Genomic DNA, 23,421 nt, shown 5'->3' on the forward strand with positions numbered 1-23,421 from the left:
CCGGAAGAGCGCGATCTCGTTCGATCCGAAACGAACAGAGTCGAACAACCAGGAGCGCGGATGTTCAACGTGCAGCGCCAGGAGCGGCTCATGGACGAGCTGCGCCGGCTCGGCGCCGTGCGGGTCAAGGACCTCGCGCCGGTGCTCGGGGTCAGCGAGCTGACCGTGCGCCGCGACATCGCCGCGCTCGCCGAGCGCAACCTGCTGACGAAGGTCCACGGCGGCGCCACCCTGCCGACCCAGCTGCTGCCGTCGCCGCGCCGCCCTCGGCCGCCGAAGACCCGGTTCACGGTCGGCATGGTGGTGCCGTCGCTGGACTACTACTGGCCCCCGATCGTCACCGGCGCCCGCGCCGCCGCGGCCGCCCTGGGCGTGCACATCCAGCTGCGCGGCTCCAGCTACGACCCGGAGGAGGACCGCCGCCAGATCGGCCGGCTCGTCGACGCCCAGCAGGTGCAGGGCCTGCTGCTCGCCCCGAGCCTCGACGGCGGCGGGGTGGCGGAGATGGTCGACTGGATCAGCGGGCTGCCGGTGCCGACGATCCTCGTCGAGCGGCAGGCGCCGCGCTGGACGCCGACGCGCCGGCAGCTGGAGTGGGTCCGCAGCGACCACTCGCTCGGCCTGGAGATGGCGGTGCGGCACCTGCATCAGCACGGCCACCGCCGGATCGGCCTCGTGCTGTCGCGGGGGTCACCGACGTCGGCGCACCTCGCCGTCGGCTGGGGCCTCGCCTGCGCGGACCTCGACATCCCCGACGACCTGGTGGTGCGGGAGTCGGTGGGCCTGGACGTGCCGGGCCACCGCGACATCATCGCCGGGATCATGCGCCGCTGCCGGGAGTCGGGCACGACGGCGCTGATCGTGCACGGCGACCCCGACGCGATCTCGATCGCGCAGTTCTGCATCGAGCTGGGGCTGTCCATTCCCGACGACCTCGCGCTGGTGTCCTACGACGATGAGGTGGCCCACCTGGCCGAGCCGGCGATGACGGCGGTGCGGCCGCCGAAGGGGCACGTCGGCCGGGTCGCGGTCGAGCTGATGGTGGCCCGGCTGACGGAGCCGCGCCGGCCGGTGCAGCGCGTCCTCGTCACCCCGGAGCTGGTCATCCGGGACTCCTCCGTGCCACGGCAGGGAGGGTGACCGTCGCCGTGGAGCCGTCCGGCCAGTGGACCGTGACCGTCCCCGCGGCGGCGGTCACGGTCGGCAGCCCGCCCGACGGGGCCCGGCTGAGCCGCACGGCGACCGCGTAGACCCGCCCTGCGCGCGGGGGCTCGGCGGCCCGCAGCACCGGCACCCGCACCTCGTCGCCGAGCGGTGACGCGACGGTGCGCTCCGACAGCGCCGCCCCCTCGAACCCGTGCAGCGGCACGAGCAGCGACGTGAGCCCGCGGGTGATGGGCCAGCCGCTGAACTCGAGCACCGTGCCGGGGGCCGGCTCCTCGTCGTCGACCTCGTCGTCGATCCGGGCGACCCGCACCTCGACGGCGCCGCGGATCAGCGACGCCATCGTCATGTGCGGACCCCACGTGACGGTGCCGGTGCGGCCGGAGCCGTGGTCGGGTGCCGCCGTGTCGGGCGTGCCGACCCAGTGCAGCCGGGCGACGCTGACCGCGCCGTCCGTGGTGCACCCGATGGTCCGGAACCCGCTGCGGTGGCTGGGCTCACCGTCACGGACCAGCGCGATCGCGTTGTCGTCGCCGGCCGGGAACGTCGCGGTGGAGTAGCCGAGCCGCGCGTACAGCGGCGCGTCGGTGCCGCCGTCGCCCTCCAGGGCGTGGTCGGTGCCGTGGTTGGCGACGCGGACCACGCCGTCGGCGCGGGTGCCCGCGGCGAGCCAGCCCGGCGGGCCGATCGCCCGCGTGAAGTCGGACCGCTCGACCGGCAGCGGCTCCTCGACGTCCGTCCACACGGGATGGTCCGCCGGCAGCAGCAGGCCGAGCATGCCTTTCACCGCCCAGTACGGCGAGCCGGGCCCCGAGTAGGACTGCGCCATCGCCGGCCACTCCCGGTGCCAGCCGAGCGTCAGCAGCCCGCGCCGCCCGGGCACGCCGTGCTGGTGGAAGTGGCGGAGGATGCCGCTGCACGCCCGCCGGGTGGCGCCCGGGGACAGCGGCGTCGCGCCGGTGACGGCGCCCATCCAGAACGGCGCCGCGGCGCCGAACCGGTAGATGAGGCTGCGGCCCTGCAGCAGCGGGGAGCCGTCGGCGCCGACGAGGTGCACGGCGTCGCCGAGGAACCGCCGCAACCGCTCGCGCCACGCCTGCCGCAGGTGCTCCGGGCACAGGTCGCCGGCGAGGTCCGCCCACAGCAGCGGGAACGTGTGCAGCGCCCACCCGTTGTAGTGGTCGTAGGAGCGTTCGGGGCCGTCGGCGTACCAGCCGTCGCCGCGGTACAGCGACTCGTGCACCGCCAGTCCACTGTGGATGTCCGCCTCGGACCAGTCGCCGCCGGCCCCGCGGAGGAACGCCTCGACGGTGAGCTGGAACCAGACCCAGTTGATCGGCGGGTACGCCTGGCCGACGACGGTGCCGAGCCAGCCGGCGATCCGCTCCCGGCCGGCGTCGTCGAGGCGGTCCCAGATCCAGGGCCGGCTCAGGTGCAGCCCGAGCGCGATCGAGGCGGCCTCGACCTTCGCCTGGTCGAGGCGGTCCGGCCGCGGCCACACGGCCGGGCCGGCGCGCAGCCCGTCGGTGTACCAGCCGGCGAGCCCGTCCGGGTCGGCGCCGCCCTCGCCGCGCAGCCGGATCGCGGCGAGCAGGAAGGTGCGGGCGAACCCTTCGAGCGCGTCGCTGTCCCGCCCGTACCTGCTGGTGCGGCCCGGCAGGTCGATCCGCGCGTGGTCGGGCGACGCGTACGGGCGCACCGCGGCGAGCAGGCGGTCGGCGGCGGCCGTCCAGTGTTCGCGGGTGTAGCCGGTGTACGGGGAGCGCTCGGCAGCGTCCATCAGGGGTCTCCACTGGTGACGGTCAGTTCGAAGGTGGCGGTGGCGGCGATGACGAGGCGGTGGACGGCGCCGCCCCACACGCCGCGCAGGAGCGGGTCGTCGACCGGGTGCCGCTCCAGGTGGCCGGCGCCGAGGGCGGGGTCCCACGACAGGCGTACGGGCGAGCGGAACCGTATGACGAGCTCGCCCGCGCGGTGCGTCACGGGCTCGCCGGACAGGACGTGGTGCAGCACGGCCGGCACCGCGGGGTCCCAGTCGTCAGACACGACGACGGCGCCGCGCGCCCGGTCGAGGCGCGCCGTGCGCTGCCACGACCGGCAGCCGGCCTCCGGCGGGTAGGCGCGGCTCAGGTCCAGGTGCAGCGCGTCGCCGTCGGCGCGGACGTCCGTGGCCCGGAACGCGCGGCCGGGCTCCTGACCGGCGCCGCCGATCACCGGGAGGTTGTGCCACTCGCTGCGGGTCACCCACTGCTCGTAGCGGCGCTCCGTGAAGGAGGTCGCGGTGTACGTCGGCTGCCCGAGGTCGATGACGGCCGGCACACCGCCGACGGCGACGACATAGGAGCCGGCGTCGTTGTGGTTGTGGTTCTCGTCGTTGTGGCCGCCCTTGACGGCGAGCGCGATCCCGGGCGCGCGGCAGACGAGCAGCTGCACGTCCGGCAGCCAGGACCGCTCGGGCAGCGGCGCGGGCGCGGGGACGGCCGCCCGCCAGGCGGGGTCGTGCAGCTCGACCAGCGCCCGGCCGAGCCCGGCGCCGCCCGGCCGGCCCTTGCGTGAGACCGCGTAGGCGACCACGTCGGCCGCGCCGCAGGCGGCGCCCCAGCGGTGCAGCACGTGCCACGGCTGCGCCGGATCGGGGCGGGCGGGGCCGTCGCCGACGTTGACCGCCCATCCGCCGTCGAGGTCGGTGTGCCGCGGGTACCGCGACATCTCCGCCAGCGGAGGGATCGTCCACGGGGCGAGGAGGCCGCCGGTGGACCAGTCGAGCAGCTGCAGCGCCTCGGCGAGCCGGGCCGGCCCGTTCCACCAGTACCCGTACCCCTCGTCGCACCCGCCGTCCGCGGGCTGGGCGGCCAGGTACCGGTCGAGGCCGTCCACGACCAGGTCCACCACCGCCGGGTCGGGGTCCAGGAACAGCGTGGCGGCGAGGACGTGGCCGTGGATCCACGGGTTCCAGTTGTGCTGGTGCCCGTCGAGGCCGAGCCAGTGCCAGTCCCGCACCTCGCGGAACGGCCGCAGGACCCGCCGCCGCACCTCCCACCTGATGCGTTCCCGCAGTCCGGGCACGCGCCGGTCGAGCGCGGGCGCGAGGACGAGGTCGGCCCACGCGAGCAGCCCGGCGGTCTCGGCGGCGCCGAGGTCGAGGTACGGGCGGTCCGGGTCCGGCACCACGTGCCCGCGCTCGGCGGCGAAGGTCTCGTGTGCGGCCCAGCACCAGGTGCTCTGCTCGCACAGCAGCTGCAGCCCGTCCGCGGCGGCGTCCAGGTCGCGGAGGTCGCCGGTGACCGCGGCGGCGAGGACGGCCGTCGCGGCACGGTCGCGCAGTTCGGCGGCCGGGCCCTCGTAGCCGGTGCGGTTGCCCTCCCGCCAGTACCGCCCGTACTGCGACAGCAGCGGCTGCGGCCACGGCGCGTCGTGGTCGACCGTCGGTGCGGGCAGCCCCGCCCATGCCTCCCGCACGTCGGCGGAAGGTACGGGTATCCGGTCGCGGGCGTCGCTCACGGCGCGCGCCCGTACCCCTGCCGGCAGCCCGTCCCACCGCTCGCGGAGACTCATGCGCCGGCCAGGTCGCGCAGGGTCGCGGCCTCGGTGGCGACCACGGCCGGGTCGTCGCCGGGGACGAACTCGAGCAGCGCGTCGAGGTCGCGGTCGAGTTCACAGCCGCGCAGCAGCGTGAAAGTCTCACGCCACAGCCGCTCGCGGGCGGTCAGCGGGAGCCGTTCGGTGCGCGGCCACCACGAGAAGACGTGCACCGCCGCGAGATGGTCCAGCACCGCCGCGAGCCCGGCGAGCGCCTCGGCATCCGGGGCACCGACCGGCGGCTGCCAGTACGTGGCGGCGCCGGGGACCTCGCCGAGCAGGTCGAGCGTCGAGGCGACCGTGTCGGTGAGCGTGTCCCCGTGGAACTCGAACGCCACCAGGATCCCCGCGTCGGCGGCGCGCTCGACGGCCGCCCGGGCGCCCGCGACGACCGCCCGGCGCTCGTCGGCGGAGACCCGTGCCGACCCCGCCGCGCCGGCCCAGATCCGCACCCGCGGCGCGCCGAGAGCGACCGCCGTCGCCAGTACAGTGGCGAAATCCGCGACGTCGTCGACGCCGGCCCGGAAGTAGGAGCCGTATGCGGCGACCGCCACGCCCAGGTCGAGCCCGCGCTGCCGCAGCGCCGCGGCGGCCCGCGGGTCGCCGGGCGGGACGTGCCGGTCCGCGCCCCACTCGACGCACGCCAGCCCGGCCGCCGCGGCCAGGTCGAGCACCGCGCCCGCCGGCAGGCGCCGCAATGTGACCGAGCACATCCCGGTCTGTAACGTCATGAGGCCTCCTTCCGTGGCGGACGAATGTTATCGCTCACATGGCGATCCCGCAGCTGCCGGCAGGTGGTGAGCGCCTGATGCAGCGCGCCCTCGACCGCGGCCAGGTCGTGGCGCTCGGCCGCCCGCCGGGCCTGCACCAGGCAGGCCACCAGGACGCGTTCCTGACCCGACGGCCCGGCCGGGGGCGGGGCCGCCCTGGTCGCGCCGCCCCGGATGCGGGTCAGCGCACCCGCGGCGGCGAGCACCGACAGGTCCCGGTTCGCGGTGGCGAGCGACGCGCCGGTCGCCGCCCGGACCTCGGTGACGGTGACGAACTCCCGCGACGCGAGCAGCGCCAGGATCCGCCGGTGCCGCACCGCGGCGAGCACCTCCGTGCTCATGTGCCCCCCGTCCGCACGACGTGGACCCCGTGCGGCTCCAGGGTCGAGGGCATCCCGGTGACGGCGCTGATGTCGACGGGCGCGCCGGTCCGGTTGATGAGGAACCAGTGCCCGCCCCGGACCGCGAGCTCCACGCGCCCGCGCAGCGGCTCCGGCAGCTCGCTGGTGACGCCGGCCCGCCCGGCCAGGTCGGCGAGGACCGGGGCCAGGCCCGCCGGGCCGAGGCGGGTTGACACGTAGGCGGCGGAGCCCGCGCCGGCCTGCCGCCAAGTGACCGCCGCCCGGCCCGCCTGGTCGCCCGTCTTGTACCAGGCGAGCACCTCCGTCGCCGGGTCGGTCACGTCGATCCGGTCGGTCCACAGCGTGCCGGTCGTGCCGTTGTCGAGCTCGACGCGCTGCTCGTCGAGCAGCGGCGCGAACTCCTCGATGCGGATGCCGAGCAGGTCCCGCAGCGCGCCCGGGTAGCCGCCGAGCCACACCCGGTCGTGCTCGTCGACGATGCCGGAGAAGTACGTGGTGACGAGGTGCCCGCCGCCGGCGACGTACCCGCGCAGCCGCGCGGCGAGCCCGGCAGGGACGACGTGCAGGATCGGCGCGACCAGCAGGTCGTAGCGTTCCAGCGGGGCGCCGGTCGGCACGACGTCGGCGCGGATGCCGAGGTCCAGCAGCGCCGTGTACCAGTCGAGCGCCTCCTGCCGGTAGCGGAGCCGGTCGGTGGGGTGCGAGTCAAGCTCCGCCGCCCACCACGACTCCCAGTCGAAGACGACGGCGGCGCGGGCCGGGATGCGGCGGCGACCGGCGACCCCGTCGAGCGCGCGCAGCCGGGCGCCGAGGTCGACGACGGCGCGGAAGACGGCGCTGTCCTCGCCGGCGTGCGGCACCATCGCCGAGTGGTACTTCTCGGCGCCCGCCGCCGACTGCCGCCACTGGAAGAAGCAGACGGCGTCGGCGCCGTGCGCGACGTGCGTAAGGGAGTCGCGGGCCAGCTCGCCGGGGGCCTTCGCGACGTTGACCGGCTGCCAGTTCACCGCGCTGGTCGAGTGTTCCATGAGGTACCACGCCCGCCCGCCGGCCAGGTTGCCGGTGAGGTTCGCGGAGAACGACAGCTCGTCGCGGGACTGCGGGCCGGGCAGCGTGTAGTGGTCGTTGGCGACGAAGTCGACCTCGGCCGCCCAGTCGGCGTAGTTCATGCCCTTGGTCTCGCCCATGAGCAGGAAGTTGGTGGTGACCGGCACCTCGGGGGTCAGCTCGCGCAGCACCGCCCGCTCGGCCCGCAGGTGCTCCTTGAGCGCGTCGGAGGAGAAGCGCTTGAAGTCCAGCTGCTGCGCGGGGTTCGGGTGCGACGTCACGAGCCGCGGCGGGATGATCTGCCCCCAGTCGCTGTAGCCCTGCGACCAGAACGTGGTCGCCCAGGCCTCGTTCAGCGCTTCCAGGGTGGTGTACCGGTCGCGCAGCCACCGCCGGAACGCCGCCGCCGCGTCGTCGGAGTAGTCGTAGACGTTGTGGCAGCCGAGCTCGTTGTTGACGTGCCACGCCGCGAGCGCCGGGTGCCCGCCGTAGCGGGTGGCGAGGGCGCGGGTCAGCCGCAGCGCGTGCTCCCGGAAGACCGGTGACGTGGGCCGCCAGTGCTGCCGCGCCCCGGGCCAGACGGTGCGCCCCTCGCGGTCCACCGGCAGGATCTGCGGGTGCAGGGTGGTCAGCCACGGCGGCGGGGAGGCCGTCGCCGTGGCCAGATCGACCGCGATGCCGTTGCTGTGCAACAGGTCCATGGCCTCGTCGAGCCAGGCGAAGTCCCACGTGTCCTCGGCCGGCTGAATCCTGGCCCAGGAGAAGATGGCGAGGGACACGATGTTCACCCCGGCGGCGCGCATCGCGCGCATGTCCTCGTCCCACACGTGCCGGGGCCACTGCTCGGGGTTGTAGTCGGCCCCGAACCCGAGGCGGGCCCGGGCGGGATCCGTCGGCCAGCGCAGCCAGTCGTTGTGCACGGCAACTCCCTTACTGGATGGTGAAGCCCTGTTCCTTGCCGTACTTCACCGACGAGTCCTGCCAGGCCTTGAGGCCGTTCTGCAGGGTGACGCCGCCGCCGAGGTACGCCTTGCCGGCGGTGTCGTTGAAGACGCTGTTGGCGTAGACCTGGAACGGCAGGTAGGTCCAGCCGGGCACGACCTGGCCGGCGGCCTGGGCGAGGACCTCGTTGACCTTCTGCCCGCCGAAGTACGCGAACTCCTTGTTCTTGAACGCCGCCGCGTCCAGCTGTGCGGTGGTGGCGGGGAAGGCGCCGTTGTCGGCCCGGGACTGCGCGCCGTCGCCGACCGTGGCGTACCTGCTGAACGCGTAGGCGAGGGTCTTGTTGCCGCCGGCGGCGGGCAGCGCGAGGGAGCTGCCGCCGTTCTCCGCCGTGGCCTTCCCGCCGGCCTCCCACTGCGGCATCGGCGCAACCCGCCACTTGCCGGCGGCGGCCTTCACCCCCGACTCCAGGTTCGCGGGCATCCACGCGCCGATGACGAGCGAGGCGATGGTGCCGTCGCCGAGGCCCTTGTACCAGGCGTCGCTCCAGCCGTTCACCGGCGACAGCAGCTTGCCGTCGATGAGCTTCTGCCACATGGCGGTGAACTTCTGCGTGCCCGGGTCGGCGAAGTTCACGCCGACCTTCGTGCCGTCCACTGTGTACGGTCTGCCGCCGGCCTGCCAGATCATGCTGGTGGTGAAGCCGGCGTCGCCGGTGTCGCTGGTGATGTACACACTCGGGTCGGCGGCGTGCAGCTTCTGGGCGGCGGCGACGTACTCGTCCCAGGTGGCGGGGACCGCGACGCCGTGCTTGTCGAAGACCTCCTTGTTGTAGAACAGCGCCATCGGGCCGGAGTCCATCGGCAGCCCGTACGCGGCGGCCCCGGCGTGCACGGAGCTCCACGGGCCGGGCGTGAACGTGCTCTGCAGCGCGCCGAAACCGTAGGGGTTGAGGTCGGTCAGCGACTTCGCGAGGGCGAACTGCGGCAGCGCGTAGTACTCGACCTGCGCGACGTCGGGGACGCCGGAGCCGGCCTTGATGGCGTTCTGCAGCGCCGTGTACTGGTCGTTGCCGGTGCCCGCGTTGACCAGGTTGACCTTCACCTTCGGGTACTTCGTCTGGAAGTCGGCGACGACCTTCTTCAGCGTCGGCTCCCAGGCCCAGACGGTGAGCTCGCCGCCCTTGTCGAGGGCGGCCGTGAGGTCGGCGTCGGACACGTTCCCCTGGGCCTTCTCAGAGGTGTCGTCGCCGGTACAGCCGGAGATGAGCAGCGACGCGGTCAGCGACGCTGCGCCGAGCAGGAGTGTGCGGCGGGATGCCGGCATGGCGGATTCCCTTCTCATTGGGGTGGGGTGTCATTCCTTGACGCCCCCGGCGTTGAGGCCCGACTGCCAGAACCGTTGCAGCAGCAGGAACGCGGCGATGAGCGGCACGATCGTGAGCAGCGAGCCGGTGATGACGAGGTTGAAGACGGCCTCGCCGCCGGCGGTCGTCGCCTGCTGGTTCCAGGACTTGAGCCCGAGGGTGAGCGGATACCAGTCAGGGTCTTTCAGCATGATCAGCGGCAGGAAGTAGTTGTTCCAGGTCGCGACGACGTTGAACAGCAGGACAGTGACGGCGCCGGGCGCCATGAGCGGGCACCCGATGGAGAAGAACGTGCGCAGCTCCCCCGCGCCGTCGACGCGCGCCGACTCGAGCAGCTCGTCGGGCACCGAGTCGCCGGCGAAGTTCCACATCAGGTACAGGCCGAACGGGGAGACCAGCGAGGGCACGATGATCGCCCAGGGGGTGTTGGTGAGGCCGAGCCCGGAGAACATCAGGAACGTCGGCACGGCGAGGGCGGTGCCCGGCACCGCGACGGCCCCGAGGACGACCGCGAACACGGCCCTGCGCCCGGGGAAGTCGAACTTCGCCAGCCCGTAGCCGGCCAGGGCCGCGAGCAGGGTCGCCCCACCCGCGCCGGCGACCACGTAGAGCAGCGTGTTGAGCAGCCAGCGGGTGAAGATGCCGCCGTCGTAGGTGAACGTGTCGGCGACGTTGCCGAAGAACGCGAAGTCGTCGGCGAACCACAGGCCGAACGAGCTGAGCAGCCCGTCCTGCGTCTTCGTCGCGTTGATGAGCAGCCACACCAGCGGGAGCAGGCTGTAGACGAGCATCAGGGAGCAGGCGGCGGTCAGCGTGACGCTGCGGCGGCGCCTCATGACGCCCTCCGCAGGCCGCGCAGCTGCACCAGGTAGGCGACGACCATCGTGATGACGCCCATGACGACGGCGATCGTGGCGGAGTAGTTGTACTGCTGCCCGGAGAACGACAGCGAGTAGGCGTACAGGTTGGGCGTGTAGAACGTGCTGATCGAGTTGGGCGCCAGGGTCTTGAGGATGCTCGGCTCGTTGAACAGCTGGAAGCTGCCGATGATCGAGAAGATGGTCGCGATGAGCAGCGGCCCGCGCAGCGCGGGCAGTTTGATCACCCGCACGATCCGGATCTGCCCGGCGCCGTCGATCTCCGCGGCCTCGTACAGCGACGGGTTCACCACCCGCAGCGCCGAGTACAGGATCAGCATGTTGTAGCCGACGAACTCCCAGGTCACGATGTTGCCGATGGACGCGAGGACGACGTCGGGCGAGAGCAGGTCGGGCAGGGTCACGTGCAGGGCCCGTTCGAGGTTGCCGACCAGGCCGAAGCGGTCGCCGTACATGAAGCCCCACATGAGCGCGGCGACGACCGCCGGCACCGCGTAGGGCAGGAACACCGAGATCCGGAAGAACGCGGCACCGTGCAGCCGGCCGCTGTCGATGGCGAGCGCGAGCAGCAGCGCCAGGAACAGCATCACCGGCACCTGGACGGCGAGGAACAGCGCCACCCGGCCGAACGAGGACCAGAACTGCGGGTCGCTGAGCGCCTTGGCGTAGTTGCCGGCGCCGGCGAACGTGGTGCCGCCGATCAACTTGGTGTCGAACAGGCTCAGGTAGACGCCGTAGCCGATCGGGGCGAGGAACACGAGCGCGAAGACCGCCAGGAACGGGGCCGTGAACAGCCAGCCGACCCGCGCCACGATGACCTCCTCTACGTCGGTGTTTACGTAAACATCGCGCACCGCGGTGAACGATGTTTACGTAAACGTGAGTGCCGGTATAGTGGCACCCCTCACCAGGACCGTCAAGGAGCAAGCGATGGACGTCGACGCGATCCGCCCGGCCGCCGGCGTGCAGCGCGGCGGCTCGGACGTGCCCGGCGGCCGCCGCAAGCAACGCGTCTCGATGGCCGACGTGGCCGCCCTCGCCGGCGTGTCGTCGCAGACCGTCTCGCGCGTCTCCAACGGCCACCCGGGCGTCATCGAGGCGACCCGCGAGCAGGTCCTCGCCGCGATGCGGGAGCTCGGCTACCGGCCCAACAGCGCGGCCCGCTCGCTGCGCTACGGGCAGTTCAACACCATCGGCGTCATCCTGTTCGGGCTCTCCTCGACCGGCAACAGCCGCACCGTCGAGGCGATCGCCACCCACGCCGCCGCCGAGGGCTACGCCATCACGCTGATCCCCGTCGACATGCCGACCCAGGACAACGTGCTGGGCGCGTTCACGCGCATGGGCGAGCTCGCCGTCGACGGCGTCATCGTCATCCTCGAGATCCATCTGCTCGACGCCAGCACCGTCTCCCTGCCGCCCGGCGTCCACGTGGTCGTGGTCGACTCCGACGCCGGCGACCGCTACCCGGTCGTGGACACCGACCAGGCCGACGGCGCCCGCCAGGCCGTCCGGCACCTGCTCGATCTGGGCCACCGCACCGTCTGGCACGTCGCCGGCCCGGCCGAGTCCTTCGCCAGCGACCGCCGCGCGAAGGCGTGGCGCGCCGAGCTGGAGGCGGCCGGCCGCCCCGTGCCGCCGGTCGAGCGCGGCGACTGGTCCGCCGAGTCCGGCTACCGGGCCGGCCTGCGGCTCGCCGCCCGCCCCGACTGCACCGCCGTGTTCGCCGCCAACGACCAGATGGCCCTCGGCGTCCTGCGCGCCCTGCACGAGCGCGGCCGCCCGGTCCCCGCGCACGTCAGCGTCGTCGGCTTCGACGACATCGCCGACGCGTCGTCCTACCTGCCGCCGCTGACCACCGTGCACCAGGACTTCGCCGAGGTCGGCCGCCGCTGCGTCCAGGCTCTGCTCCGCCAGCTCCGCAACGAGCCCGCCGATCCCGGCACCGACCTGGTCCCCACCCGCATCGTCCTTCGCGCCAGCACCGCCCCGCCGCCGGACATCGGCCGTTGACGGGCTGACCGAACGGCTGTAGGTCGCGGGGTCGGCCCGCCCGTAGGGTCGCTTGCTGTGACTGTTGAGGTAGTTCGGCCGGCGCGGCCGGCGCGGCCCGCACAGGTGACCGTGGCGTTCTGGTTGCAGCTGGCCGCCGCGGCGGTGTTGCTGACCGTGGTGGGGATGGTCGTCGCGTACGCGGTGCACTACGACGCGGAGATCTCGCGGGCGGCCGGGATGGTGCCGGGCGTGGACCCGCGGGAGGTCGACACCGAGCGCACCGGAAACCTGTTCTCCGCGCTGTTCGTGGGGGTGCCCGCCCTAATCCTGGCGCTGTGGCTCGGGATCACGGCGCTGCCGGTGCTGCGCGGCAGCAACGTCGCCCGGATCTTCGTCTTCGTCGCCGCCGCCGGCCAGTTGCTGCTGATCACGCTGCAGATGTGCGGCGGACTCCTGATGCTGCCGCTGCTCGCCACCGCCGACTGGGACTCCGACGTGGTCGTCGACGACGGGGCGTCGTGGGACTCGCCGGAGTCGTCGCAGTTCCAGTCGATCCTCTGGGACCGCGTCGAGGACTTCTCCGACCTCGCGTTCCTGGGCGGCGCCCTCGGCCTGTTCCTCGTCGTGACGCTCAGCGTGGCGGTCGTCCTGCTGCTCGCGCTGCCGCCGGCGCACCGGTACTTCGTGCCGCGGGCCGCCGCGCCGGTGCCGCCCGCGTGGCCGGCCTACCCCGGCCCGTACTTCATCTGCCCGGACCCGTCGGCGCACGTCGCACCGGCACCGGCGCACGTCGTGCCGGCGCCGCAGACGCCGCAGGATCAGCCCACGGCAACGGAACCGCCGGCGCCAGTCGTACAGACGCCGCAACCGCCACAGGAGTAGCCGGGGCGTCAGGAGTTGGCGGCGCGGGCGGCCAGCAGCGCGGGAAGGTGCTCGGCACTCCAGGCCCGCACCGCCTCGATGAGCGTCAGCAGCGTGCGACCGAGATCGGTCAGCGCATATTCAACGCGCGGTGGATTTTCCGCGTACGCGGTGCGCACCACGAGCCCGTCGCGCTCCATCGCCCGCAGCGTCTCCGTGAGCACCTTCGGCGTCACGGCGCGCAGCGGGACCCGCAGCTCGGTGAAGCGGCGCGGGCCGTGCTCCAGGCACAGCACCACCATCGCCGTCCACTTGTCGCCGATCTGGAACGGCAGCGCGCCGGACGGGCACACCGGGTCGAACATCCGCGGGTCCAGGTCCATCCCGGTATGTTTGCAGTAACCGGTGCCGGCGCGGCTACCGTCCGGCCCATGAGTGGCATCGTCATCTTCGGAGCGGGCGGCAGGGCGGGGCGGGCGGTCACCGCCGAGGCGCTCGCCCGCGGCCATCAGGTCACCGCGGTGGTCCGCGACCCGTCCAGGCACCCGGACATCGCGGCAGAAGGCGTGCGTGTGGTGCGGGGCGACGTGCGCGACGGGGCGGCGACGGCGTCGATCGCGCGCGGGCACGCGGCGGTGGTCAGCGCGGTCACCCCGGCGTCGGGCCCCGAGGCGCTCGCCGCGCTCGGCCCGCTCGACGCCCGGTTCTTCGCCGACGCCGCCGACGCGCTCCTGCACGGCCTGCCGCTGGCCGGGGTGCGGCGGGCCGTGCCGATCGGCCTGTTCGCGAACCTGCTCGGCGCCGACGGGCGGCCGGTCCACGACGATCCCGCGGCGTTCCCGGCGCACCTGCGGCCGTTCGCACTGTCGCACGCCGCGGGGCTGGATCGCTGGCGTACGGCCGGCGAAGACGTCGACTGGCTGATGCTGACGCCACCCGCGGGGCTGGACCCGGCAGGCCCACGGCGGGGGCGGTACCGGATCGGCGGCGAGACCCTGCCCGCGTCGGGACTGTCGTACGCGGACCTGGCGGTCGCCGTGCTCGACGAGATCGAGACGCCGACGATGCACCGCCGCCGGGTGTCGGTCTTCGAATAGGGCGTCGAGGTCGCGCTCGGCGTGCAGGCAGTGCTCCCACCATCGTTGAGCGCCACCGACAGGCAGTCGTGCACGGCGAAGGCGCGCGGCGGCGGCCGGCCCGGCGCCCGCACGGGCACGGTGTCGGCGGCGAGGGACGCGTCGGCCAGGCCGTCGACCAGAGTGCGGACGGTCGCCATGCGGTCGTGGCGCAGTTCGAGGACCTCGTCCAGCGACGGCCGCGCCGTGCGGTCCCGCGGCACGCCCGGCGTGTCGGGCATCGTGTCCCACGGCAGCGACAGCTCAACGAGGCCGACAGCCCGCGGGTGAAGCGGATCATCGGCATCTTCGCGTTCGACAAGGGCAGCGACGGCGTCACCGACCTGTCGGCGCCGCTGCCGGAGTTCTACGCGCAGACGTTCATCACCGGCATGGACGTCTACATCCCGGCCCGCAGGCACACCGGCGTCGCCGCCGTCGAACGCGGCACCGGCACCGTCCTGCCGATCCCGGCCTGACCGTCAACCGGCCACCGCAGCACGGTCAACCTGTGCGGCGACCGCCGCCTCGCCCAGCTTCACCAGCAGCTGGTCGGCCGTGAAGGGCTTCTCCAGGAACGCGATGTCCCCGTCCAGCACGTGGGTCGTGCCGAGCAGGCCGTTGCTGTACCCGGACATGTACAGCACCGGCAGGCCCGGCCGGCGCTCGTGCAGGCACTCGGCGAGGCGGCGGCCGGACATGCCGGGCATGATGACGTCGGTGAGCAGGATGTCGCACGCGCGCTGGGCGTCCGCCGCGAGGGCCTCCTCGCCGTTCGCGCACGCCACGACGCGGTAGCCCGCGTTGCCCAGGATGCGGGTGACGACCCGGGCCAGCGCCGGCTCGTCCTCCACGACGAGGACGGTGCGGCCACCGCCGTGCGGCGGGGTGGCGGCGCGGGCCGGCCTGCCCGGCGCCGGTCCGGCCGATGTGACCAGCGGCAGGTAGACGCGGAACGTGGTGCCGACACCGGCCTCGGTGTACAGGTTGATGCTGCCGCCCGCCTCGGCGAGGATGCCATACACCGTGGCCAGCCCCAGGCCGGTGCCCTGCCCGCGCGGCTTTGTCGTGTAGAACGGCTCGAAGACGTGCGCGGCGACCTCCGGGGACATGCCCTCGCCGGTGTCGCTGACGAGCAGCCGGGCGTAGTGGCCGGGCGCCGGCTGCGGCTGCACGGCGAGCTCGTCGCCGGTCAGGTCGGCGGTGTTGGCCTCGATCACCAGCGTGCCGCCGTCGGGCATCGCGTCGCGGGCGTTGAGCGCCAGGTTGAGCAGCACCTGCTGGAGCTGGCCGGGGTCGGCGCGCACGGTCAGCGGCTGCGCCGACGGCACGGTGATGAGCGTGATGTGCTCGCCGATCGTGCGCTCCAGCATGGTCTGGACCTCGGCGACGGCGGTGTTGACGTCGACGTCCTGCGGCTGGATCGCGTCGCCGCGGGTGAACGTCAGCAGCTGGCGGGTCAGGTTGATCGCGCGGTCCGCGGCGGTGCGCACGTGGGCGAGGTCCGCCTGGACGGTCGCGTCGACCTTGCCGCCCTGCATGGCGAAGTCGGTGTAGTTGACGATGATCGCGAGCAGGTTGTTGAAGTCGTGCGCGACGCCGCCGGCGAGCTTGCCGAGGCTCTCCATCCGCTGCGCCTGATGGGTGCGCTCCTGCATGGCGCGCTGCCGCTCCGCGGCCTCCTTCGCCGCGGCGATGTCGCGGGCGACCACGGAGATGCCGATGACGGTCCCGGCGCCGTCCTGGATCGGGGCGACGGTGAACGCGACCTCCAGCGGCGAGCCGTCCTTGTGCACCCGCTGCGCCTCGTAGGACAGGCTCCGCTCGCCGGCGCGGATGCGGTCCATGAGCCGCGCCTGCTCGTCCGTGCTCTCGCCGTCGGTCACGATCAGCGCGTGCCGGCCGATCGCCTCGGCGGCGGTGTAGCCGAAGAGCCGCTCCGCGCCGCTGTTCCAGGCCGTGATGGTGCCGTCGGGGTCGGCGCCGATGATGGCGTCGGCGGTGTGTTCGACGACGGCGGCGAGGGTCGCCCGGTGGTTCTCGGCGCTGGCCCGCGCGGCCCGTTCGCGCGCACCGGCGGCGTCGAGACGGTGCTGCCGCCACGGGTCGACGTACATGGCGCCTTTGTCGAGCAGCACGCCGTATCCGCGCCGGAGCGTCCAGTAGTAGACGCCGACACCGGCGGTGAGCACGTCCCACAGCGCCGCCGTCCAGGACGCCGGATGACCGGCACCCGTCGCCAGACCGCGCGCGGCCGTCAGCGCGTGCAGCCCGTGCCCGACGGCGCAGCTGAAGAAGATCAGCGCGGTCGCCACGGCGAGCTTGTTGGTGCGCAGCTGACCGGCCCTGGCGACCGGGACGACGATCGCGACCATGATGGCGGCGTAGGCCAGCATGATCACGACGTTGCCGAGCAGGTACAGCTCCTCCGGCATGCCTGCCATATCGGCAGCCTGGATACGCCGGTTAGGCGTCCGTGCGGGCACGTCGTTCGACGCGGAACCGGCGGCGGCGCCGGCGGGCAGTCCGGGCGGGGCGCCGGCCACGATCCCGTCCTGGCGACCGCGTTCATCTGGTGACCGCGCCGGTCGACCGCCGTCGGCCCGTTCGCCCCGCGGATCGCCGAGCGCCTCGCCATCGCCGCAGGGCGGCTACGCGGTGCGGACGAAGATCCCCGCGCGGGCGGCCGCGGCGGCTGCGGCGGCCGCCCGGTCGGCGGCGGCCACGTCGACCGGGTCACCGCTGGCCAGCAGCCGGTAGTACAGCGGCGCCGAGACCGCGCGGACCACCTCGTGCGCGTCGGTGCCCACGGGGACCTCGCCGCGCCGGACGGCGAGTTCCACGCAGGACGCCCACTCGCGGATACGGGTGTCGTAGAAGCCGTGCAGCGCCGCGGCGGTCCGCGGGTCCGAGGTGGCCGCGGCGATGACGGCCTTGAAGAGCGGCCCCTGCCGCGGATCGCTCAGCGTCCGCTGGACCAGCCTGGCGTTGGCGCGCAGGTCGCCGTCGAGCGAGCCGGTGTCCGAGCGGGGCAGCGACTGTTCCGCCATGTCCAGCAGCAGGTCGGCGACGAGCCCGGTGACGGTGCCCCAGCGGCGGTACACGGTCGTCTTCCCCACCTCTGCCCGACGGGCCACGTCGGCGAGGTCGAGGCCGGCCAGGCCGTGCTCGGCGAGGGCGTCGCCGGCGGCGCGCAGCACCGCGTCCCGCACCCTGGCGGTGCGTCCGCCGGGTCGCGTGTTGCTCGTCATAACGGTGCTCCAGTTCCGTTTAGCCGGTGCCGGTGCTAGCGTAACGGAAGCGTTAACGGAACTACAGACCCGTTAGGAGTGCGATCATGGAGTACCGCCGGCTGGGTGCGTCGGGGTTGCAGGTGCCCGCGCTGAGCTTCGGGGCCGGGACCTTCGGCGGCAGCGGGCCACTCTTCGGCGCGTGGGGCAGCACCGGCGCCCGCGAGGCCCGCCGGCTCGTCGACATCTGCCTCGACGCCGGCGTCTCGATGTTCGACACCGCCGACGTCTACTCCGACGGCGCCTCGGAGGAGGTGCTCGGGCAGGCCGTGAAGGGCCGCCGGGACCGCGTCCTGCTGTCGACGAAGACCAGCCTGCCGACCGGCGACGGCCCCGGCGACGCCGGCTCGTCGCGGTCCCGGCTGATCCGCGCCTGCGACGCGGCGCTGCGCCGCCTCGGCACGGACCACATCGACCTGTTCCAGCTGCACGCGTTCGATGCCGGCACACCGGTGGAGGAGGTGCTCTCGACGCTGGACGGCCTGGTCCGCGCGGGCAAGGTTCGCTACCTCGGTGTCTCCAACTTCGCCGGCTGGCAGATCATGAAGTCCCTCGCGGCCGCCGACCGGCACGGCTACCCGCGCTACGTCGCCCACCAGGTCTACTACTCGCTGGTCGGCCGGGACTACGAGTGGGACCTGCTCCCGCTCGCTCTCGACCAGGGCCTCGGCGCCGTCGTGTGGAGCCCGCTCGGCTGGGGCCGGCTCACCGGCCGGATCCGCCGGGGCACCCCGCCGCCGGCCGGCAGCCGCCTGCACGAGACGGCCGGCTTCGGCCCGCCCGTCGACGACGAGCACCTCTACACCGTGGTCGACGCGCTCGACGAGGTCGCCGCCGAAACCGGCCGGGCCGTGCCGCAGATCGCCATCAACTGGCTGCTGCACCGCCCGACCGTCGCGTCCGTCGTCGTCGGCGCCCGCGACGAGACCCAGCTCCGCCAGAACCTGGGTGCCGTGGGCTGGTCGCTCACGCCGGAGCAGCTGGCCCGCCTCGACGCGGCCAGCGCCCGCACCGCGCCGTACCCGCACTTCCCGTACCAGCGTCAGGAAGCCTTCGCCCGGCTCAACCCCCCACCGGTCTGACCGTGCATGGGGACGGGGACGGGGTGGGTAAGAGAGCCGGCATGACGGTCTACGGGTTGCACAACTCGCACGAGCAGATCCACCCGTCCTCGCTGCTGGCCGCGGTGCGGCGGGCGGAGGCCGCCGGGTTCGGCGCGGCCATGTGCTCCGACCACTTCTCGCCGTGGAGCGCCCGGCAGGGGCAGTCGGCGTTCGCGTGGTCGTGGCTCGGCGCGGCGCTGCAGGCGACGTCGCTGCCGTTCGGGATCGTCAACGCGCCCGGCCAGCGGTACCACCCGGCGATCATCGCGCAGGCGATCGGGACACTCGCGGCGATGTACCCGGGAAGGTTCTGGGCGGCGCTCGGCACCGGCGAGGCAAGCAACGAGCACATCACCGGCGACGGCTGGCCGCGCAAGGACGTCCGCGCCGCGCGGCTGCGGGAGTGCGTCGACGTGATCCGTGCGCTGCTCGCCGGCGAGGAGGTCAGCCACGACGGGCTCGTCACCGTGGACCGGGCGCGGCTGTGGACGCGCCCCGACGAGCCGGTCAGGCTGGTCGGCGCCGCCGTCAGCGTGGAGACCGCCGGCTGGGCCGGGGCGTGGGCCGACGGCCTTATCACCGTGAACCAGCCGGTCGAGCACCTGCGCCGCATGATCGACGCGTACCGGGCCGCGGGCGGGCGCGGTGACCTCTGCCTCCAGGTGCACCTGAGCTGGGCGCCGACCGACGAGGAGGCCCTGGCCGTCGCGCACGAGCAGTGGCGCAGCAACGTCTTCGCGCCGCCCGTCTGCTGGGACCTGGAGACCGCCGGGCACTTCGACGCGGTGTCCGAGCACGTGACCCCGGAGCAGGTCGCCGGCACCGTGCACGTCGGCGCCGACCTGGGCCGGCACGCCGAGATCCTGCACCGGTACGCCGAGCTCGGCTTCGACCAGATCTACCTGCACCACGTCGGGCAGCGGCAGGACGAGTTCATCGACGCGTTCGGTGCGAAGGTCCTGCCACAACTGCGGTAGAAAGTCCGAAGGTCGGGGCGGCGCGCTCCGATAACCGGGTGTGTGGTCCGTCCTGCGGCGGGCCGGGCGGGCGATGTCGCGCGCCGGGGCCCTCGCCAGCCTCGTCGCGGTCCTCACCGCGGCGATGGCGGTCAGCGCCGGGGTGGTGCTGGACCGCGCGCAGCACCGGGCGATGACGCAGGCCCTGGACCGCAAGGTCGGCTCGGTCGCGGCGGCCGTCGTCCACGAGACCGGCCGCTACGTCGACACCCTGCGCACCGTGGCGGCCGCGACCGGCGCGTTCGAGCCGCTGACCGCGGCGAAGTTCGCCCGGGCCGTCGACCCGCTGCGGCACATGGGGCTGGCGGGCGCCACGTCGATCGCGTTCATGGTGCCCGCCGACGACGGTGAGATCGGCCGGGTGCAGGCGTTGTGGCGCGAGCGCGGGGTGCCGGGCCTGACGCTCACGCCGGTCGGGTCGGGGACCGGCCACATCTTCTCGATCTTCAGCGAGCCGTTCGACGGCTCCACCGCCGGCGGGCTGGGCGTCGACGTCACGCAGGCGGCGGCGCCGACGCGGGCCCTCGCCGAGGCCCGGCGGTCCGGCCGGATCACGGTGTCCGACACGTACCTGCTGATCCGCGACCGGAACCTGCCGGAGCGGCAGCGGCAGCAGTCGTTCGTGCTGACGGCCCCGGTCTACGGCACGCCCGGCCCGCCTCCGGCGTCGGGCGCCGACGGGGAGCGGCCGTTCCTCGGCTGGGTGCTGATGGGGCTGCGGGGGCAGGACTTCATGACGGCCGCGGTGCGGCGCAGCGCCCAGAACAGCGCGGACGTGACGCTGTCGGCGCGCAACGCCGACGGCACCGAGGGCACCGTGGCCGCGGTCCGCGCCGAGTCCGACCGGCACCGGACCGACCACCGGACCGTCGACGTCGCCGTGGCACAGGCGCGGTGGCGGCTGCGGATCAGCGTCGTCGCCGCGGACCTGCCGGGCGCGGGCCCGTTCCCGGCGGCGATGACGGCCGCGGGCCTCGGCCTCGGCGGCCTGCTGGCCCTGTTGACGTTCGTGCTCGGCACCGGGCGGGCCAGGGCGGACGCCCGGGTCGCGGCCGCGACTGCACGGCTGCGCCGCACCGAGGCGGACGCCCGCGACCACGCGGCCCTGCTCACCGCCGTGGTCGACAGCGTCAGCGACGGGGTCGGGGTGGTCGACGAGCACGGCCGGTTCCTGCTGCACAACCCGGCCGCCAAGGCGCTGCTCGGGGTGGAGGAGGACAGCCAGGACGGCGCGGACACGTGGCAGGCGCACTACGGGATCTTCCGGCCCGACGGCGCCACCCCGTTCCCCACCGCGGAGCTGCCGCTCGCCCGGGCCCTGGCCGGGGAGGCCAGCGACCAGGTGCCGATGGTGATCCGCAACGGCGGCAACCCGGACGGGGTCGTCATCACCGTGTCGGCGCGGCCGCTGCACGGCAGCGCCGGCCGGCCGGGCGCGGTCGCGGTGTTCCACGACGTCACGGCGCGCGCCGCCGCGGACCGGGCGATCGCCGAGGCGAACACCGCGATGCGCGAGGAGCTGGCGCTGCGGGAGGCGGCGGAGGCCGGGCTGCGCGCCGCGCGGGACGAGCTCGCCACCGAGCGGGCATACCTGCGGCAGGTCCTCGACGCGCTGGACGTCACCGTCATCACCTGCGACGCCGACGGCATGCTGGTGCACACCAACCGCGCGGCGCGGGTCGCGATCCCGGGCCTCGACGCCGGCGCCGACGCCGGGGCCGGCGGGCCGCTGCCGGCGGTCGAGAGCAGCCGCCGGGTCCGGATGGCGCACCCGGACGGCACCCCGTTCGCCGAGCACGACCTGCCGCTGCTCGTGGCGCTGCACGGCCGGCGGGTCGACGGGGTCGAGGCGCACGTGACCCAGGCCGACGGGCACCAGCAGGTGGTGATGATGCACGCCCGGCCGCTGCGGGACCGGGAGGGGCAGATCATGGGGGCGGTCGCGTCGTCGTACACGATCACGGCGCTGCGGCAGCGGGAGGCCGAGCTGACCGCGTTCGCCGGCATCGTCGCCCACGACCTGCGCAGCCCGCTGACGGCGATCGGCGGGTTCACCGAGTTCGTCCGCGACTCGCTCGGCGACGGGCTGTGCGGGCAGGAGCACCGCGAGGAGCGGGCGGTGCTGGACCGGGCCCTGGCGACGACGGCCCGGATGCGCCGGCTCATCGACGACCTGCTCGGCTACGCCGCGGCCCGCGACGCCGTGCTGGACGCGCGGGACCTCGACCTGCGCGCCGTCGTCGACGACGTGGTCACCGAGCGGCTCGCGGCGCAGGCCGCCGACCCGACCAGCCCACCGCCGCAGATCTTCGTCGGCGCCATGCCGTCGGTGCACGCGGATCCGGCGCTGCTGCGGCAGCTGCTCGACAACCTGATCGGCAACGCGCTGAAGTACACGCCGCCGGGGCAGCCCGCGCGGGTCGACGTCTGCGCGACGCCGCACGGCACCGGGTGGGTCCGGGTCGACGTCGCCGACCGCGGCATCGGCATCCCGGAGGGCGAGCACGACGCGATCTTCACCGGTTTCCACCGCGCGCACCGCACCGCGGACTACGCCGGCACCGGCCTCGGGCTCGCCATCTGCCAGCGGGTCGTGGAGCGGCACGGCGGCACGATCACCGCCAACGACAACCCGGGCGGCGGGGCCAGGCTGTCCTTCACGCTGCCCGTCGCGCAGTCCGCCCGCTTCACTGCGCGGTCCCGCGTCCCCTCGGACCAGACGTTCGGCTGAACCGAACCGCTCACGGCCGCTCACGGCCGGGCGGGCAGGCTGATGACGAAGCACGCGCCGGGGTGGGCGGGCTCGTAGGTGAGGTCGCCGTCGTGCGCCCGGGCCAGCTCGCGCACGATCCACAGGCCGAGGCCGACGGAATGGGGCGCGGCTCCCCCGCCGTACCGGCTGAACAACGCGCTCACGGCGTCCGGCGGCACCCCTGGTCCGTGGTCGCGGACGGCGATCGTCGTGGTCCCGCCGGACGCCGACGCGCTCACGCAGATCGGGGCGGCGCCGTGCCGCATGGCGTTGCCGATCAGGTTGACCAGCATCTGCTCGAGGCGGTCGGGGTCGGCGACCACCGTCAGGCCGGGCTCGACGTCGACGGCGGCGTCCGCCTGCGGGGTGAGCAGGACCGCGTCCGCGACCGCCGCGCGCACCAGGACGGGGCGCAGGTCCAGCTTGAGCCTGCCGTCCTCGACCCGGCCGACGTCGAGCAGCCCGCTGGCCAGCCGCGCGATCCGGGCGACCTGGCGCAGCGCGGCGGCGGTCAGCCGGGCCCGGTGCTCCGGCGGCAGGCCCGCGTCCTCGTCGAGCAGTTCCAGGGCACCCTGCACGGCGGTCAGCGGCGACCGTACGTCGTGCGCCAGGGTCAGCATGAGCGACGCCCGCCACCGCTCGGCCGCGGCGACCTCGTCCTGGGCCCGCCGCCACTGCCGGACCCGCCCCGCGATGAGCACCGCGACGGCGGTCACGACCGGCACGAACACCACGGCGCTGCCGACGACCTCGGGCGGCTGGTGCGTGGCGATCAGCGGTGCGATGTAGGCGGCGGCGGTCAGCGGCGACAGCGCGTACGCGATCCAGGGCGGGTGGTGCAGCCCGACCCACGCGAAGAGCAGGACGAAGAACGGCCCGGTGCCGGCGGCGGTCCCGCCGAACGCCCACGTCGAGAACGCCAGCACCACCAGCCCCGCGAGCGCGAGCGCCACGGTCGCCCGCGGGTGCAGCCGCCGCCACGGCGCCCACCACGCGGCCGCCGCGATGCAGAAGTCGGCGACGGCGACGACGAGCAGGTCACGGCCGCGGCTGTGCGGCTGGGCGACGCCGAGGACGGCGAGGACGCCGGCGAGCAGGAACAGGCCGGCGGCGGCACGGGCCGCTCCGGCGCTCCCGTCAAAACCGATGCTCCGCCACATTACGCAACGATTGTATTGCGC

At 74.1% G+C, this 23,421-nt stretch carries 20 protein-coding genes; 8 read left to right on the top strand and 12 right to left on the bottom strand.

Annotation, left to right across the window (positions count from 1 at the left end; all coding sequences use genetic code 11):
- Positions 1-60: 60 nt before the first annotated feature.
- Positions 61-1,140 (top strand): substrate-binding domain-containing protein, encoded by a 1,080-nt coding sequence (locus ABD332_RS55200; protein WP_344514353.1) that lies wholly within the window; start codon positions 61-63, stop codon positions 1,138-1,140.
- On the opposite strand, the gene ABD332_RS55205 is transcribed toward ABD332_RS55200, so the two are convergent.
- From ABD332_RS55205 to ABD332_RS55240, 8 genes are read right to left on the bottom strand one after another with little or no spacing between them, the layout of a single operon-like run.
- Positions 1,103-2,944, bottom strand: coding sequence for a DUF2264 domain-containing protein (locus tag ABD332_RS55205; RefSeq protein WP_344514355.1), 1,842 nt, complete (start codon positions 2,942-2,944; stop codon positions 1,103-1,105). The two genes, ABD332_RS55200 and ABD332_RS55205, sit on opposite strands and share 38 nt — an antisense overlap.
- Entirely contained in the window at positions 2,944-4,719 is a 1,776-nt protein-coding gene (locus ABD332_RS55210; protein ID WP_344514357.1) for a heparinase II/III family protein, read from the bottom strand. The genes ABD332_RS55205 and ABD332_RS55210 overlap by 1 nt, the downstream gene beginning before the upstream one ends.
- Positions 4,716-5,474, bottom strand: coding sequence for a sugar phosphate isomerase/epimerase family protein (locus ABD332_RS55215; protein WP_344514359.1), 759 nt, complete (start codon positions 5,472-5,474; stop codon positions 4,716-4,718). The genes ABD332_RS55210 and ABD332_RS55215 overlap by 4 nt, the downstream gene beginning before the upstream one ends.
- A complete protein-coding gene (locus tag ABD332_RS55220) occupies positions 5,471-5,854 on the bottom strand; it encodes a DeoR family transcriptional regulator (RefSeq protein WP_344514361.1) in 384 nt (127 codons plus the stop codon). Before ABD332_RS55220 ends, ABD332_RS55215 begins: the two co-directional genes overlap by 4 nt.
- Complete coding sequence (locus ABD332_RS55225; RefSeq protein WP_344514362.1) at positions 5,851-7,842, bottom strand: beta-galactosidase; 1,992 nt, start codon at positions 7,840-7,842, stop codon at positions 5,851-5,853. The genes ABD332_RS55220 and ABD332_RS55225 overlap by 4 nt, the downstream gene beginning before the upstream one ends.
- A gap of 10 nt (positions 7,843-7,852) precedes the next feature.
- Positions 7,853-9,190: an ABC transporter substrate-binding protein gene (locus ABD332_RS55230; RefSeq protein WP_344514363.1), complete on the bottom strand. Its 1,338-nt coding sequence runs from the start codon at positions 9,188-9,190 to the stop codon at positions 7,853-7,855.
- Between the two features lie 30 nt (positions 9,191-9,220).
- Positions 9,221-10,066, bottom strand: coding sequence for a carbohydrate ABC transporter permease (locus tag ABD332_RS55235; protein ID WP_344514365.1), 846 nt, complete (start codon positions 10,064-10,066; stop codon positions 9,221-9,223).
- Complete coding sequence (locus tag ABD332_RS55240) at positions 10,063-10,962, bottom strand: carbohydrate ABC transporter permease (protein WP_344514367.1); 900 nt, start codon at positions 10,960-10,962, stop codon at positions 10,063-10,065. Before ABD332_RS55240 ends, ABD332_RS55235 begins: the two co-directional genes overlap by 4 nt.
- Positions 10,963-11,038: 76 nt before the next feature.
- On the opposite strand from ABD332_RS55240, the gene ABD332_RS55245 reads away from it, so the two are divergent.
- A complete protein-coding gene (locus ABD332_RS55245; RefSeq protein ID WP_344514369.1) occupies positions 11,039-12,121 on the top strand; it encodes a LacI family DNA-binding transcriptional regulator in 1,083 nt (360 codons plus the stop codon).
- Positions 12,122-12,178: 57 nt separating this feature from the next.
- Positions 12,179-12,985 carry a hypothetical protein gene (locus ABD332_RS55250; protein ID WP_344514371.1) on the top strand — a complete coding sequence of 269 codons (807 nt, stop codon included), beginning with the start codon at positions 12,179-12,181 and terminating at the stop codon, positions 12,983-12,985.
- Between the two features lie 8 nt (positions 12,986-12,993).
- Here the strand turns inward: ABD332_RS55250 and ABD332_RS55255 are convergent, their stop codons facing one another.
- Complete coding sequence (locus ABD332_RS55255; protein ID WP_344514372.1) at positions 12,994-13,347, bottom strand: winged helix-turn-helix transcriptional regulator; 354 nt, start codon at positions 13,345-13,347, stop codon at positions 12,994-12,996.
- Positions 13,348-13,395: 48 nt separating this feature from the next.
- On the opposite strand from ABD332_RS55255, the gene ABD332_RS55260 reads away from it, so the two are divergent.
- Complete coding sequence (locus ABD332_RS55260; protein ID WP_344514374.1) at positions 13,396-14,061, top strand: NAD(P)-dependent oxidoreductase; 666 nt, start codon at positions 13,396-13,398, stop codon at positions 14,059-14,061.
- 185 nt (positions 14,062-14,246) lie between these two features.
- Entirely contained in the window at positions 14,247-14,558 is a 312-nt protein-coding gene (locus ABD332_RS55265) for a hypothetical protein (protein WP_344514376.1), read from the top strand.
- A 3-nt stretch (positions 14,559-14,561) separates the two neighbouring features.
- Here the strand turns inward: ABD332_RS55265 and ABD332_RS55270 are convergent, their stop codons facing one another.
- Positions 14,562-16,523, bottom strand: coding sequence for a PAS domain S-box protein (locus ABD332_RS55270; RefSeq protein ID WP_344514378.1), 1,962 nt, complete (start codon positions 16,521-16,523; stop codon positions 14,562-14,564).
- A 207-nt stretch (positions 16,524-16,730) separates the two neighbouring features.
- Positions 16,731-17,330 carry a TetR/AcrR family transcriptional regulator gene (locus ABD332_RS55275; protein WP_344514380.1) on the bottom strand — a complete coding sequence of 200 codons (600 nt, stop codon included), beginning with the start codon at positions 17,328-17,330 and terminating at the stop codon, positions 16,731-16,733.
- A gap of 86 nt (positions 17,331-17,416) precedes the next feature.
- Here ABD332_RS55275 and ABD332_RS55280 point away from each other — a divergent pair, with 86 nt between their 5' ends.
- The 3 genes from ABD332_RS55280 to ABD332_RS55290 are packed head-to-tail and all read left to right on the top strand — an operon-like array spanning position 17,417 to position 22,219.
- On the top strand, positions 17,417-18,451 hold the full coding sequence (locus ABD332_RS55280; RefSeq protein ID WP_344514382.1) for an aldo/keto reductase: 1,035 nt from the start codon (positions 17,417-17,419) through the stop codon (positions 18,449-18,451).
- 41 nt (positions 18,452-18,492) lie between these two features.
- Positions 18,493-19,449, top strand: coding sequence for a TIGR03885 family FMN-dependent LLM class oxidoreductase (locus tag ABD332_RS55285; protein ID WP_344514384.1), 957 nt, complete (start codon positions 18,493-18,495; stop codon positions 19,447-19,449).
- 40 nt (positions 19,450-19,489) lie between these two features.
- Positions 19,490-22,219 carry an ATP-binding protein gene (locus ABD332_RS55290; RefSeq protein WP_344514386.1) on the top strand — a complete coding sequence of 910 codons (2,730 nt, stop codon included), beginning with the start codon at positions 19,490-19,492 and terminating at the stop codon, positions 22,217-22,219.
- 20 nt (positions 22,220-22,239) lie between these two features.
- Here ABD332_RS55290 and ABD332_RS55295 read toward each other — a convergent pair whose 3' ends face one another.
- Entirely contained in the window at positions 22,240-23,400 is a 1,161-nt protein-coding gene (locus ABD332_RS55295; protein ID WP_344514388.1) for a sensor histidine kinase, read from the bottom strand.
- Positions 23,401-23,421: the final 21 nt, after the last annotated feature.

Source organism: Dactylosporangium maewongense (assembly GCF_039531485.1).
GTDB lineage: Bacteria > Actinomycetota > Actinomycetes > Mycobacteriales > Micromonosporaceae > Dactylosporangium > Dactylosporangium maewongense.

What these genes read in the sequence shown, in the direction of transcription:
- ABD332_RS55200 (WP_344514353.1), top strand. Translation starts at nt 61, where the DNA reads ATGTTCAACGTGCAGCGCCAGGAGCGGCTCATGGACGAGCTGCGCCGG.
- ABD332_RS55205 (WP_344514355.1), bottom strand. Translation starts at nt 2,944, where the DNA reads ATGGACGCTGCCGAGCGCTCCCCGTACACCGGCTACACCCGCGAACAC.
- ABD332_RS55210 (WP_344514357.1), bottom strand. Translation starts at nt 4,719, where the DNA reads ATGAGTCTCCGCGAGCGGTGGGACGGGCTGCCGGCAGGGGTACGGGCG.
- ABD332_RS55215 (WP_344514359.1), bottom strand. Translation starts at nt 5,474, where the DNA reads ATGACGTTACAGACCGGGATGTGCTCGGTCACATTGCGGCGCCTGCCG.
- ABD332_RS55220 (WP_344514361.1), bottom strand. Translation starts at nt 5,854, where the DNA reads ATGAGCACGGAGGTGCTCGCCGCGGTGCGGCACCGGCGGATCCTGGCG.
- ABD332_RS55230 (WP_344514363.1), bottom strand. Translation starts at nt 9,190, where the DNA reads ATGCCGGCATCCCGCCGCACACTCCTGCTCGGCGCAGCGTCGCTGACC.
- ABD332_RS55235 (WP_344514365.1), bottom strand. Translation starts at nt 10,066, where the DNA reads ATGAGGCGCCGCCGCAGCGTCACGCTGACCGCCGCCTGCTCCCTGATG.
- ABD332_RS55245 (WP_344514369.1), top strand. Translation starts at nt 11,039, where the DNA reads ATGGACGTCGACGCGATCCGCCCGGCCGCCGGCGTGCAGCGCGGCGGC.
- ABD332_RS55255 (WP_344514372.1), bottom strand. Translation starts at nt 13,347, where the DNA reads ATGGACCTGGACCCGCGGATGTTCGACCCGGTGTGCCCGTCCGGCGCG.
- ABD332_RS55260 (WP_344514374.1), top strand. Translation starts at nt 13,396, where the DNA reads ATGAGTGGCATCGTCATCTTCGGAGCGGGCGGCAGGGCGGGGCGGGCG.
- ABD332_RS55270 (WP_344514378.1), bottom strand. Translation starts at nt 16,523, where the DNA reads ATGGCAGGCATGCCGGAGGAGCTGTACCTGCTCGGCAACGTCGTGATC.
- ABD332_RS55275 (WP_344514380.1), bottom strand. Translation starts at nt 17,330, where the DNA reads ATGACGAGCAACACGCGACCCGGCGGACGCACCGCCAGGGTGCGGGAC.
- ABD332_RS55280 (WP_344514382.1), top strand. Translation starts at nt 17,417, where the DNA reads ATGGAGTACCGCCGGCTGGGTGCGTCGGGGTTGCAGGTGCCCGCGCTG.
- ABD332_RS55285 (WP_344514384.1), top strand. Translation starts at nt 18,493, where the DNA reads ATGACGGTCTACGGGTTGCACAACTCGCACGAGCAGATCCACCCGTCC.
- ABD332_RS55295 (WP_344514388.1), bottom strand. Translation starts at nt 23,400, where the DNA reads ATGTGGCGGAGCATCGGTTTTGACGGGAGCGCCGGAGCGGCCCGTGCC.